This is a genomic window from Haloglycomyces albus DSM 45210 (assembly GCF_000527155.1).
In the GTDB taxonomy this organism is placed as follows: domain Bacteria; phylum Actinomycetota; class Actinomycetes; order Mycobacteriales; family Micromonosporaceae; genus Haloglycomyces; species Haloglycomyces albus.
The window spans coordinates 3,101,887-3,114,391 of the sequence record NZ_AZUQ01000001.1 but is presented as its reverse complement, the minus strand read 5'-3'; the positions used below and the strand labels follow the sequence as shown (position 1 = coordinate 3,114,391).

Genomic DNA, 12,505 nt, shown 5'->3' with positions numbered 1-12,505 from the left:
TTTCAGATGATGTGCAGACCGGAGGGAATCTGACCCCAGGCATGGCGCCGCATGAGGTGCTCGTCAAGGGTTTTCTCGAAGGCGGCGGCCGCCTTGGTCCTCGGAGTGTCACAAGCGCGTTCCATCGCGATCGTCCGCACCGCGCCGGGCGGTGCCAGCGGGGTGGTGCGGATGCGTGGGTCCTGGGTGGCGGTCATGGCCGGTAGCAGGGCCACTCCCATTCCGGTGGCCACGAGGTCGACGATGGTGTCGGTGTTTCCCCCGTCGATGGCGATTCTCGGTTGAAAACCGGCCTGGCGACAGGCTTCCAAGGTCAAGGTGCGCAAATCGAAACCGGTGGTGGGAAGGATGAACGGCTGCTGGGACAGTTGCCCGAGCCCGATACAGGCTTGGGCGGCCAGAGGCGGTTGCCGATTCGTCTGGGCGATCACGAGGGACTCATGGAGAAGCGGGGTGCTGTCGATCGCCGCCGACGCTTCATAATGCAAGGGGTGTGCGGTCAAGGCGACCTCGACGTCTCCACGTTTCAACAACTCGGTGAGGTCGGAGGATCCGGATTCGGTGAGGCTGATGTCCACTCCCGGGTGGTTCTCGTGGTAGGTGGCCAACAGCGGTGGTATCAACCAGGAACATATCGTCGGCGTCGCGCCGATCCGTAGCCTCCCCTTGGCAAGCGCGACGTGATTGTGTAGGTCGCTGAGTGCGTCGTCGGTGGCGGTGACGATGCGGCGAGCGTGAGGAACAAGCGTGTGGCCGATGTCGGTGAGGTGTACTTGACCGCCGTGTCGTGTGAAAAGGCTCGCACCGATGGTGGCTTCCAGGGCCTGGATTTGTTTGGAGAGCGCGGGTTGGCTGATATTGAGTTGTTCGGCGGCTCGGGTGAAGTGCCTGTTGTCAGCAACGGTGAGGAAGGTTTTGAGTTGTTGCGGGCGCATGGTGATAACTGTATGGAATGATCACACCGGCTGCCATGAATTAGACGAGTGACGCCGCCCTCTCCTAGTCTGGTGGGCGTGTCTTTGGAAGTTAAATCAAAGCCTCCAACGCGGGCGAAACCTGTACGGGTCTCGTCCATTGGAGCGAAAATTACGATGGCAGTGTCCGGCCTGATCATGGTGGCGTATTTGATTGTCCATATGCTGGGCAATCTGAAGGCCTTTGCCGGTGCCGCCGATCTGGACAAGTACGCGGAAGGTCTGCGGAGTTTCGGTGAACCGATTTTGCCGCACGAGGGCCTGTTGTGGATCGTGCGTGTGGTGCTGCTGGCGTCGGTGATCGCCCATATCGCCAGCGCCGTGGTATTGACTCGACGGGCCAAGGCGGCCCGCCCGGTGAAGTACGCACACCGTCCTCCGGTCAAGGGGGAGGGGTCGTATGCGGCTCGCACCATGCGGTGGGGCGGCGTGATCATCTTTCTGTTCGTCGTCTGGCACTTGCTGGATTTGACGCTTCGCGTGGTGAATCCGGTGGATGAGGTTCCGGACGTGTACAACGCCGTGGTGCAGGGTTTTGCTCCCGAGCGTTGGTGGGTCACGATTTTCTACGTCCTCGCGGTCATCTTCGTATCTCTTCACGTGCGGCATGGAATTTGGTCGGCGGTGCAGACGATCGCGGGGCCGGGCAACGCGTGGCGTCGACGCACTCAGATTATTGCTTGGGTAACGGCGGTGGTCCTGTTGGTGGGATTCCTGGTCGTTCCCTTGTCCGTCACTTTCGGATTGGTGAGCTGACATGGCTGAAGACTTTTTTGAACACGGTGCCGATATCGCCGATGAGGCGGCTCCGGAGGGGCCGATCGATCAGCGGTGGGAGAAGCGTCGTTTTTCCGGCAAGCTGGTGAATCCGGCGAACCGGCGTAAGCTCCATGTGATTGTGGTGGGTACGGGTCTGGCCGGCTCGTCCGCTGCCGCGACGTTGGGCGAACTGGGTTACCGCGTGAGTAACTACTGTTTCCAGGATTCTCCGCGTCGGGCGCATTCGATTGCGGCTCAGGGCGGTATCAACGCCGCTAAGAACTACCGCAACGACGGCGACAGCGTCCACCGTCTTTTCTACGACACGATCAAGGGCGGGGATTTCCGCGCCCGTGAGTCGAACGTGCATCGTTTGGCGGAGGTGTCGGGCAATATTATCGATCAGTGCGTCTCCCAGGGAGTGCCGTTCGCTCGCGAATACGGTGGTCTACTGGATAACCGTTCGTTCGGGGGCGCACAGGTGTCGCGTACGTTTTACGCACGTGGTCAGACCGGTCAGCAGTTGCTGCTGGGGGCGTATCAGGCCTTGGAACGTCAGGTGGCCGCCGGTCGGGTCGATTTGCATACCCGTCATGAGATGTTGGAACTGGTCGTCGTCGATGGTCGCGCTCGCGGTATTGTCGTGCGTGATTTGGTGACCGGTGAGATTTCGACCGAGTTGGCCGACGCGGTCGTATTGGCCAGCGGTGGTTACGGGAACGTGTTCTTCCTGTCGACCAATGCCAAGGGCTGCAATGTGACGGCCGCCTGGCGGGCGCATCGCAAGGGCGCGTATTTCGCGAATCCCTGTTACACGCAGATTCACCCGACCTGTATTCCGGTGTCGGGGGATTATCAGTCGAAACTGACCTTGATGAGTGAGTCGCTGCGTAACGACGGTCGCGTCTGGGTGCCGAAGAAGGCGGGCGACGATCGTAAGCCGTGGGACATCCCGGAAAGCGAGCGCGACTACTATCTGGAGCGTCGTTATCCGGCGTTCGGTAATTTGGTGCCGCGTGATATCGCTTCGCGGGCGGCGAAGGCCGTTTGTGATGAGGGTCGTGGGGTTGGTCCGACGGGTCTGGGTGTGTATCTGGATTTCGCGGATGCCATTAAGCGTCTTGGTCAGGATGCTGTGAAGGCGAAGTACGGGAATCTGTTCGATATGTATGAGCGGATTACCGGTGAGAATCCGTATGAGCGTCCGATGCGTATTTATCCTGCGGTGCATTACACGATGGGTGGTCTGTGGGTTGATTATGATCTGCAGTCGAATATCCCCGGGTTGTTTGTGACGGGGGAGGCGAACTTCTCTGATCATGGTGCGAACCGTTTGGGTGCGAGTGCGTTGATGCAGGGGTTGGCTGATGGTTATTTCGTTTTGCCGAATACGATCAGCAATTATCTTACTGCGGGTCCTTTTGAGGACTTGGATGAGTCGAATGAGCAGGTGGCGGCGGCGCGCCAGGCTGTTGACGATCGGCTGGAGAAGTTCTTGTCGATCGATGGGGATCGTTCGGCGGATTCGTTCCACCGTGAGCTGGGTAGTCTCATGTGGGAGTACTGCGGTATGGAGCGCACTGATGCGGGTTTGCGGAAGGCCATTGGGCTGATTCGGGATCTGCGGGAGGAGTTCTGGACTCGTCTGAAGGTGCCCGGTAGTGGTTCTGAGTTGAATCAGCAGTTGGAGAAGGCCGGTCGTGTGGCGGACTTCTTCGAGTTGGCGGAATTGATGTGTATTGACGCGTTGCACCGTTCGGAGTCGTGTGGTGGTCATTTCCGCGCTGAGTCGCAGACTGAGGACGGGGAGGCCAAGCGCGATGATGAGAATTTCTCTTATGTCGCGGCGTGGGAATACGGCGACAAGCCGACTCTCCACAAAGAACAACTTCAATTCGATTATGTCAAGCCCACCCAACGGAGCTACAAGTGAATCTTACGCTGCGTATTTGGCGTCAGCCCTCCGCAGACGCCAGTGGCCGGATGGTCACGTACGAAATTCAAAACGTCAACCCGGACATGTCCTTTCTGGAGATGCTGGATGTACTCAACGAACGTCTGATCTCCGACGGAGAGGACCCGGTCGCCTTCGATCACGATTGTCGTGAAGGCATCTGCGGTGCCTGTTCGTTGGTGATCGACGGTCAGCCGCACGGCCCGAATGCGGCGACGACGACCTGTCAGCTGCACATGCGCCACTATAAAGACGGCGATGTCATCGACATCGAACCGTGGCGGGCCCGTCCTTTCCCCGTGGTGAAGGACTTGGTGGTGGATCGCAGCGCCTTCGACGGCATCATTGAGGCCGGAGGGTACGTCACCGCACCGACCGGTACCGCCCCTGACGCCCACACCCACCTGGTGCCGAAGCAGAACGCCGACGCGGCGTTCTCGGCGGCCGCCTGTATCGGTTGCGGGGCCTGTGTTGCGGCCTGCCCGAACGGTTCGGGAATGCTGTTCATGGCGGCTAAGGTCGCGCACCTGGGGCTCATGCCGCAGGGACAGCCCGAACACAACACTCGGGTTATCGGCATGGTCGAAGAGCACGACAACGCCGGCTTTGGTGGCTGCACCAACACCGGGGAATGCTCTGCCGCCTGTCCGAAGGAAATCGGTCTCGATGTGATCGGTCAATTGAACCGCGACTTCCGCAAGGCGGGAATGGCGGCTCGTTAATCGCATCGGTTTAAACCACGGTGTGGGGTGACCTGGACAAATCAGGTCACCCCACACCGCTTTTGTGAGCGCTTCAGAATCCGCCGTTGTTCGCCGCCGGCTCGGCGGGGCGATGCACGGTTTCCACCCCGCCTCGGACGTCACTGACGACTCCGCGGTTTCGTTCCAGGTGAATCCGGCGCGTCACTCCGAGGCCGTCGACGAACGCTTGATCGTGGCTGATCACCACCAGAGCCCCCTCGAAGGCGCTCAGCGCTTGTCGTAGTTGTTCGACCGACGTCAAATCGAGGTTGTTGGTCGGCTCGTCCAACACCAGTAGGCGTGGCGGCGGTTCGGCCGACAGGACGGTCGCCAGGGCTGTCCGCAGGCGTTCGCCTCCCGACAGTGTGGAGACGGGACGGAAGACCGAGCGGCGCCGCAAATGGAACCGCGACAGTCGGGTTCGCAGAAGTCCCTGATCGACGTCGGGGGCGCGGTGGCGCACATTGTCCAATACCGTGCCGTCGGGAAGCGGTAGATCCATCGTTTGTGTCAGGTAGCCGGCCGTGACTCGGCTTTGCTGCAATAGTTCGTTGACCAGTGTCGTTTTACCGCTGCCGTTGTCTCCTGATATCGCGATCCGTTCGGGTCCCACGATGTCGAGGTCGACTCCGTCGGGTCCGTATGTCAATGTACCGTCGTAGACTCCGTGGCGGGCCCATGCGTTCAGTCGTACCGCGAGCGCCGACGGCGCGAGGTGTGTTTCCGGCAGATCGATTCGGATGGACGTATCGTCGCGTAGGCGGTCTTTGGTGTCTTCCAATGCGCTCTTGGCTTCGGACAGGTCATCCTCCTTTTCTATGCGATGTTTGCCGCCCGATACCTGTGCGGCACGTTGACGTTCCCGCATGACCGCACGTGGTTCGGCGGCGTTGTTATAGCGTTTGCGGCCGGTGCGTTCGCGTCGCGCCAATTTGGTTTGCGCTTCGATCCATTCCTGTTTCTGCTTGCGAAAATGAGCGGTAGCGTCGCGAACGTCGCGTCGAATCGCGTTCTGTTCGGTCTCGATGGCCCGGCGGTAATCGGCGAAATTGCCTTTAAACGTGCGCAGGCGACCAGACCGCAACTCCGCGATCGTATCGACCCGGTCGAGTAGTTCACGGTCGTGTGAGACGACCAGGACCGTACCGCCGAACGTCTCGATTGCTCGGTAGAGATAGCCGCGTGCCGTGGCGTCGAGATTGTTCGACGGTTCGTCGAGCAGTAGGATGTCGGGACGCTGCAGCAATCGACCGGCCAACGCTACAAGCGTGCGCTCGCCGCCTGAGAGTCCGTCGGTGGCTCGGGTGGGCTCGATGTGGCCCAGTCCCAGGCGGTCCAGGTGCCGGTGGGTGCGTTCGACGATGTCCCAGTCGTCGCCGATGCGGTCGAACAACTCCGCATCGGTCTGTCCACTCTCCACTGCGGCCAAGGCGTGGAACACGTCGGCGACTCCCAGTAGGTGCGCCACGGTGGGGGCCGACCGTACCGACTGGTGCTGTGGCACGTAGGCTATCCGTCCGGTGCGTTCCACATGCCCTGAACCGGCCGGCCGTAGCCCGGCTACGACCTCCAGCAAGGTTGATTTACCAGAGCCGTTGTCCCCGATGAGAGCGGTGACTCCGTGAGACAAGGCCATATCAAGGTTACTGAATACCGACGTGCCGTCCGGCCAGGAAAAACTGAGTCGATGCGCTGCCACGGTTGTCAACATGGGCGATTCCTTTCGCATCCGACGGTCGAGTAGGTGACCATGCGCGGTAGGAAGCACACGTCACCGGGGACCTCAGAAATCGGATGAATTGATGTCACAGAGAATTACGAACATCTATCAAGGCATCGCGCCGCAGGGCGCAAAAGAGAGCGTTTGAGGGAATGCGACCGAATCACCGGACCATAACCGAACAGAACGTCACACATGGGCGCACACGTCTCATAGACGGGGCGCGAAACCAAGCGACGCGGTGCCTGTCGGTTATGACTTCACTGATCATCCTTCGGTCGGGAACACGAACGATCTTACTGTATCGCCTCGCGTGGGGAGGCGCAAGAGGTTTTTCGTGACGCCTCCCTGTGAACGATTACGACAAATGACGTTGCGCCCATGCCTCCATCGCCGAGGCGGTGAAGGCGGCCAGGCCGTCGGTGGCGGCATCGAATTGTCGGGCGAATCGCTCATCGTCGGCATAGAGGCGACCCAAGCCCACGTACGCCTCGCGGTCGGCCTCCCACATTCCGCTCAACCAGGAATAGTGATCGCCGATAACCGTGTCGACGGCCGTATCGTCACTGTAGGCACCGTCGCGGTACAGGCGCGCGAGACGGTCGACGATGGATTGAAAACGCTCTATCACCTCGTCGCGCTCCCGATCGGTCATCGCCTCCAGATTCTCCCGGGAACGGTCGACGCGTTCGTCGCCCCACCGGGTGCGAGCCTCCGCCTCATAACGTTCCACTGTCTCTCCGTCCAATCGGTCAAACCATGTTGCCGGTTCCATCGCTTCGTCTCCCTCCAATTGCGCGATAGTGGACGCAACGGTGCGTTCCAACGCCGCGACGTGCTCCCGCGCCTGCCGCAGCCGTTCACGATGACCACGCAATGCGTCCACATGATCGGTATGGCCGTCGACAATTGATCGAATCGAATCCAAGCTCATAGCCATGCGTCGATACAAGACGATTTCCTGCAGACGCAATAGTTCCGCTCGGCCGTAATAACGCACACGACCGGCATCGGTACGCACCGGAGTCAGTAGTCCCTTCGCGTCCCAATGTCGCAACGTCCGCGTCGACAGGCCCGACATTCGCGCGAGCTCACCGATCGACCATTCCTCGCTCATACCGTTCCTCTCGCTGTTGCCATTGCTTCACCAGCATGTCCGTTGACATCGCGTCAACCGCAAGGCCCAATTTAAGTGACTAACGCCACGTATCGAGAGTGACGGTTCCGGCTTTCTCATGCGACAGAAACTGCGAATGGGAAATATCGCGTCCATAGGCGCCCGCGTGTGAAAAAACCAGGCGATCGCCCACCCGCAACCGCGACACATACTGCCCCGGATGCAACACGTCCCGCGGCGTGCACAACTCCCCACACACCCGCACCTCGCGATCGACCACCTCCGGGCGATCCCACTCATACGGCCACCACCCATCGGGCACCACGGTGAACGGATGCCCGTAACCCCACGCCGCCGGCAGACGAAAATGATGCGTACCGCCCTTGACCAGAACAAACGTCAGACCACCGGCGGACTTGACATCAACCACCTCACAGACGTAGTGGCCCGCCGGAGCCGCGAGAAACCGCCCCGGCTCACACACCAACTCCACCCCGGCGGGAAGTGAGGGAACCAAACCCGCCAGCCGCACCACATCAATGCACTCTCCCCTCGGATCCGAACCCAAACCTCCCCCGACATTGATATAACGCAACTCGATACCGCCGAGGCGGGCCAACTCCCACGACAGACCTACCGACCGCGCCACATGCTCCGCATACGCCTCGGCATCCAGGCAATTGGACACGGCATGATGGCTGAACCCCATCACTTCCAACCCCACGGCGTGCGCCATCTCCACCGCGAGTGGAATCCGCTCGGGCTCAATACCGAACGGCACCAGACCGGTCATATGATGCGTCGCCGGAAGTTCAGACGCCACCGACGCGTTCACCCGCAACGCCACCGGGCGCGACCAGTCCACACTTCCCAACAACCGCAGCTGCTGCAGGCTCTCCACATGCACCGTCACCTCCACCGCACACCCAGACAACCACGCCAGAAACTCCCGCGTCATCACCGGACCGGCCACCGCAATACGACGCACCCCCACCGCCAACGCCCGCTTGACCTCACCGGCCGACGCACACTCGACCCCGTCGGCGACACGAGCGGCAACATCCACGAAACTACGATTGGCCTTCTGCGCGTAAAGAAACGTCCACTGCGGAAAACAACGCCGCAACAGCTCCATACGCTCAACAAACCGCCACGGCTCCCACACCCACATCGCACCCGAACGACACCGGTTACCAACCCAATCCCACAACCGCGTCACGACGCGCTCCACAAAGGATTGGGAGCCGACAACATCACGCCGGTCGCGCCCTTCAGCTTCGCGGTCAACAAAGCCTTCCCCGGCAACGGCGCACGCTCGAAGAAATCCCGATCGGTTCGCGGCAAACCCATGCCACGCAGACAACGACCCACCGTCCTCCACCACGACGACGGCGACCCTCCCACGTCATCAGACAATGCCACCACAATCGGCGCCAAATGATTATGAAACAAACTCGCCGACAGATGGTGCCGCAGGCCCCAAAAATCCGTCAACCACACACCGACGGACTCCGGCCGCACCACAGCGGGCACATGGGCCCGATACAACCGCACCCCACCGAAATCGCGACTCCACAAACGCCACGACCGCGACGAACGAAACTCCACCAGACAATTCTGCCCATGAGCCTCCAACGCAATACCGTGCCCCACCAAAAGATGAAACAACGGCGGCAACACCGTCCACACATAATCACGCCACCACCGGCGCGGCCCCCGACGATCGGCAAGCGCCAACTCCGCGGCGATACTGCGTCCGGTCACCGGGGAAGCGGACGGAAGCGCATGGCACGGAACCGTCACCCCGTCGTTGGTGTCGGGGAGCGGAGCGCGCAGCACGAGGGTGTGGTTGCCGTCGGCGGGATGCCAGGTGGAGGCGCGTTCCTCCAGCAGGCGGTGGGACGGTAGGGCCAGGTGGCGCTGAATATGTTGGCTGAGCGGCGGGGTCAAGCGTGCGGTGCGGGGGGTGATGGTTCGTCGGGTCGAGGTAATCGACACGTCAAGAGAGGTTTTGAGATAGGCGTTGAGATCAGGGCTGTACAGCGTGCGTACCGACGTGGTCGGCCAGGCCGGTAGGCGTCGGCCCGAATCGATGAGATCGCCCCGGTCGGTCGTCCGCCATTGCCATGGGTGCATGACCGTTGCCGGTCGGCCGTCGACGGTCAACAAGCCGTCCGGGTCGTGGCGGTGGAGGGCTCCGTCGTGATAGGCGACGACGAGGGCGACCGGGCGTGGCGTTTCGATGTCGTAGGAGCGCATGTCATGGTGTGTCCAGCCGAGTCGGGTGCGTGCGCACGGGTGCAGGGGGTGGCCGAGCGGTTGTAGGAGTTCGAACCAGCGGGCTCGACGGTTGGGGTCGTCGACGTAACGGGTGACGAGGTCGACGAAGGTGGTCAGGTGGTTGTGGCGGGCGAGCGCTCGCCACAGGTGTTGGCGGCGTTGCCGGCGTTGGTGGGCGAGGGTGTGGCCGGTGTGGGCGCTGTGGAGTTCGGCCTGTAGCCCCGGATGGGGACCGAACAGGTGCTCGGATAGGTCGGCGGGGTGGGGCGGTGTGGTGGGGCGCTCGACGACGCGGGCTTGGTTGAGGGGGAGGTCGGTGAGGCGGTAGCCGTCGGGGGGTTGGGCTCGTACGTCACCGAGTCCTTCGCGCCAGGCGGCGCGGAGAAGTTGTTCGGCGGGGGTCACCATGTCGATGCCACCGGTGGGTCGATCATGGTTCAATATTGTGACCCAAGGGGTTCGGGCGGTCAACCCATTGGTTGTGGGTGGGCCGATGGGCTAGTCGCATCCTCAGGAGGGCTTTGTGTGGCCAGGGTCGGGTGAGGAGGAATTCTGCGGTGGGGCCGCCGAGGTTGGTGAGGTGGTCGGCGACCAGTGTCCACCAGGTCGGTGCGGGCGTGGTGGTGTGGTGGCCGAGGATGTCGACGTATTGGTGGAGGGTGGTGGATACGGCGGCGGTGAGGCGGCGACGTGCCTCGGGGAATGACGGGGTCAGTCCGTCGGGAGCGTGGTGGTGGCGGCTGAAGGCGACTCCTCCGAGGTCGCGGTAGACGAGCCGGTCGGGGAGTCCGTCGTCGTCGCAGGTTGTCAGGCAGTTTTGACCGTGGGCTTCCAGGGCGACTCCGGTGTGGTCGAACAGGCGTAGGCAGGGAGTCAGCCAGCGGTCGAGCAGGCGGGTGAACCATTGCCGGGGGTTATGGGGGTGGAGTTTAGCCAGCAGTGGTTCGCCGGTGGTCGGGCAGGTCTCGCAGCCGGCGGCGAGCGGTAGCGTGCGGGCCGGTGGTGCCTGTCTGCTGATGGCGGCCAAATGCGGCAGGGGCCTGCCGGTGGCGTCGTGGGCGTAGCAGGCGGTTTCTTTCTGCAGGGTGATGTCGAAATCGTCGAGGACACCGGCGAGGCGGGGAGTGAGTCGGGTGGCGTGTAGTGCGGTGGGGGAGACGTGTCGTATCGCCGAGGTCAGTTGAGCGTCGAGGGAGCATTTGACGTGGTGGGTTCCGGTCGATACTGTGCGCAGGCCCGACAGTGGGGCGGCTTGGTCGATGGCGTCGACGGCGGTGAGGCCGTAGCGGCGTGCCTGCCAGGGGTGGAGGGGGAGCAGGGGGCCGTGTCGGTCGGACCAGGGCCAGTCGTTGTCGGCGGTGACCTGTGGGAGCCGGTAGAGGCCGAGTGGGAATCGGGCTTGATGTTCGGGTGCGTAGGCGATGATGTCGTCGGCGCTGAAATGGCCGCGTAGGCGGGCGAGGGGGTGGAGCGGGTGGCCGAGAAGGAGGCACTGTTCAAACCAGACGCTGTCGTCGTGGTGGGCGTGGTGGGCGTGTTTCCACGGCCGGTCGGGGTGGGTGGTGGCGGCGGCGAGCGCGAGGCGGGTGCCGGTGTGGGCGCGGGCGATGTCGGTGGTGAAGCGTCGTCGGTGAGGGTGGTGGGCGCTGATGTGGGCGGCGATGAGGTGGGCGGTGGTGTCGTTGTGGGGTGGGGTGGGGAGGTTTTCGAGGCGGGCGTTGTGGGTGAGTCGTTGGGTGAGGACGGTGTCGGCGTCGTGGTTCATGGTGTGTGACTGGGGTGGGGTTGTGGGGTGTGGGCGAGTCGGCGGCGGAGGAGGTAGAGGAGTTGGTTGTCGATGTGGTGGTTGTGGTGGGTGAGTAGTTGGCCGATTTGTTCGCATGGGCGGTCGTCGAGGTCGTGGAGGGTGGTGTGGTGGGGGCCGGTGGGTTGGTGGTGTTGGTAGAGGGTGTGGGTGGTGACGGTGATGTTGGGGTAGGCGGCTTGGAGGGCGTGTTCGGCGTGGTGGAGGGTGTGTGGGGTGTGTTGTTGTGGCTGGGTGTCGGTGGTGGTGAGGAGGGCGAGGTGGCGTCCGGTGAGGAGGGTGTAGGGGATGGTGCGGTCGGCGGCGGGGAGGTTGATGAATAGTTTGGTTCCGTGTACGTGGGTGAGGATTTCTTTGAATACGGTGGTGACGGGGGTGGGGACGGTGGGTTGTGGTCCGGGTGGGGCGAAGGTGTTGTAGCTGCGCGCGGCTTCTTTGACGTTTTTCCATATAGTGGTGGTGTAGTGGGCGCGTCGGGCGGTGAAGGGGATGAGGGTGGCGGCCGCGAGGGTGAGTGCGGCGGCCCATGCTCCGGGGTGGTCGACGCCGATGATGAGGAGTGCGGCGGTGGCGCTGACGCTGGGGGCGATGAGGTGGGCGGCGGTGGGGCGGGGCGGTTGTTGTGGGGTGTAGTGTCCGTTGGTTGACAGTGTGATCGCGACGGTGATGAAGCTGCAGATCAGGGTGGCTGGAAGGGTGGCGGCCGCGGCGATGAGTCCGGTGGGTGCGGCGATGGTGAGCAGTGCGGTGGCTCCGGTGAGGTAGAGGAGTACGCAGGCGGCCAGTTGTGTCAGGGCGCTGACGGGTGTGGGGCGGGGGCGCGCGTAGGTGGCGTGGCGTTGGTGCCAGGGGACGGGGGCGAGGTCGGTGCCGGTGCTTTCGGTGGGGGAGAGGTTATAGGATTTGATGCGGTGTTTCGGCCGGTGGCGTCGGCGTTTGTGGGGGAGGTGTTGGAGGTCGTATTCGGCGCGGGAGTGCGGGTCGGACAGGACGGCGTAGGCGGTGGCGGCGCGTTGGAACTGTTCGGCGTCACCGCCGTGGTCGGGGTGGGTGGCGCGGGCGGCGCGTTGCCAGGCGGCTTTGACGGTGGTGTGGTCGGCGTCGGTGGGTATGTCGAGCGTCTGGTAGTGCGGTGGTCGTTTTTTCACGGTGGT

The 12,505-nt window shown here is 62.6% G+C and carries 10 protein-coding genes; 3 read left to right on the top strand and 7 right to left on the bottom strand.

All coding sequences use genetic code 11. The features are described 5' to 3' along the window. Window positions 1-2 precede the first annotated feature (2 nt). Complete coding sequence (locus tag HALAL_RS0114390; protein ID WP_025274669.1) at window positions 3-935, bottom strand: LysR substrate-binding domain-containing protein; 933 nt, start codon at window positions 933-935, stop codon at window positions 3-5. Between the two features lie 138 nt (window positions 936-1,073). Between HALAL_RS0114390 and HALAL_RS0114385 the strand changes: the two genes are divergently transcribed. Genes HALAL_RS0114385 through HALAL_RS0114375 form a run of 3 tightly spaced genes read left to right on the top strand, consistent with a single transcriptional unit; the run spans window position 1,074 to window position 4,409 of the window. Next, window positions 1,074-1,730 carry a succinate dehydrogenase cytochrome b subunit gene (locus HALAL_RS0114385; RefSeq protein WP_425402662.1) on the top strand — a complete coding sequence of 219 codons (657 nt, stop codon included), beginning with the start codon at window positions 1,074-1,076 and terminating at the stop codon, window positions 1,728-1,730. Window position 1,731: 1 nt separating this feature from the next. Further along, entirely contained in the window at window positions 1,732-3,666 is a 1,935-nt protein-coding gene (locus HALAL_RS0114380; RefSeq protein WP_025274667.1) for a fumarate reductase/succinate dehydrogenase flavoprotein subunit, read from the top strand. After that, on the top strand, window positions 3,663-4,409 hold the full coding sequence (locus HALAL_RS0114375) for a succinate dehydrogenase/fumarate reductase iron-sulfur subunit (protein ID WP_025274666.1): 747 nt from the start codon (window positions 3,663-3,665) through the stop codon (window positions 4,407-4,409). The genes HALAL_RS0114380 and HALAL_RS0114375 overlap by 4 nt, the downstream gene beginning before the upstream one ends. A 73-nt stretch (window positions 4,410-4,482) precedes the next feature. On the opposite strand, the gene HALAL_RS0114370 is transcribed toward HALAL_RS0114375, so the two are convergent. The 6 genes from HALAL_RS0114370 to HALAL_RS18955 form a co-directional block, all read right to left on the bottom strand. Continuing rightward, window positions 4,483-6,141, bottom strand: coding sequence for an ABC-F family ATP-binding cassette domain-containing protein (locus HALAL_RS0114370; RefSeq protein WP_025274665.1), 1,659 nt, complete (start codon window positions 6,139-6,141; stop codon window positions 4,483-4,485). 367 nt (window positions 6,142-6,508) lie between these two features. After that, a complete protein-coding gene (locus HALAL_RS0114365) occupies window positions 6,509-7,267 on the bottom strand; it encodes a MerR family transcriptional regulator (RefSeq protein WP_025274664.1) in 759 nt (252 codons plus the stop codon). Between the two features lie 79 nt (window positions 7,268-7,346). Next, on the bottom strand, window positions 7,347-8,486 hold the full coding sequence (locus HALAL_RS0114360) for a type III PLP-dependent enzyme domain-containing protein (protein ID WP_084472030.1): 1,140 nt from the start codon (window positions 8,484-8,486) through the stop codon (window positions 7,347-7,349). Next, window positions 8,483-9,988 (bottom strand): IucA/IucC family protein, encoded by a 1,506-nt coding sequence (locus HALAL_RS0114355; protein ID WP_025274662.1) that lies wholly within the window; start codon window positions 9,986-9,988, stop codon window positions 8,483-8,485. The genes HALAL_RS0114360 and HALAL_RS0114355 overlap by 4 nt, the downstream gene beginning before the upstream one ends. Further along, window positions 9,978-11,312, bottom strand: coding sequence for an IucA/IucC family C-terminal-domain containing protein (locus HALAL_RS18735; RefSeq protein WP_025274661.1), 1,335 nt, complete (start codon window positions 11,310-11,312; stop codon window positions 9,978-9,980). Before HALAL_RS18735 ends, HALAL_RS0114355 begins: the two co-directional genes overlap by 11 nt. Next, the gene (locus tag HALAL_RS18955) at window positions 11,309-12,499 is read right to left on the bottom strand and encodes a J domain-containing protein (RefSeq protein WP_025274660.1); all 1,191 of its coding nucleotides are present in this window, start codon (window positions 12,497-12,499) and stop codon (window positions 11,309-11,311) included. The genes HALAL_RS18735 and HALAL_RS18955 overlap by 4 nt, the downstream gene beginning before the upstream one ends. Window positions 12,500-12,505: the final 6 nt, after the last annotated feature.

Excerpts from the sequence above, each read along its gene's own strand:
- HALAL_RS0114390 (WP_025274669.1), bottom strand. The coding sequence starts at position 935 with ATGCGCCCGCAACAACTCAAAACCTTCCTCACCGTTGCTGACAACAGG.
- HALAL_RS0114380 (WP_025274667.1), top strand. The coding sequence starts at position 1,732 with ATGGCTGAAGACTTTTTTGAACACGGTGCCGATATCGCCGATGAGGCG.
- HALAL_RS0114370 (WP_025274665.1), bottom strand. The coding sequence starts at position 6,141 with ATGTTGACAACCGTGGCAGCGCATCGACTCAGTTTTTCCTGGCCGGAC.
- HALAL_RS0114365 (WP_025274664.1), bottom strand. The coding sequence starts at position 7,267 with ATGAGCGAGGAATGGTCGATCGGTGAGCTCGCGCGAATGTCGGGCCTG.
- HALAL_RS18735 (WP_025274661.1), bottom strand. The coding sequence starts at position 11,312 with ATGAACCACGACGCCGACACCGTCCTCACCCAACGACTCACCCACAAC.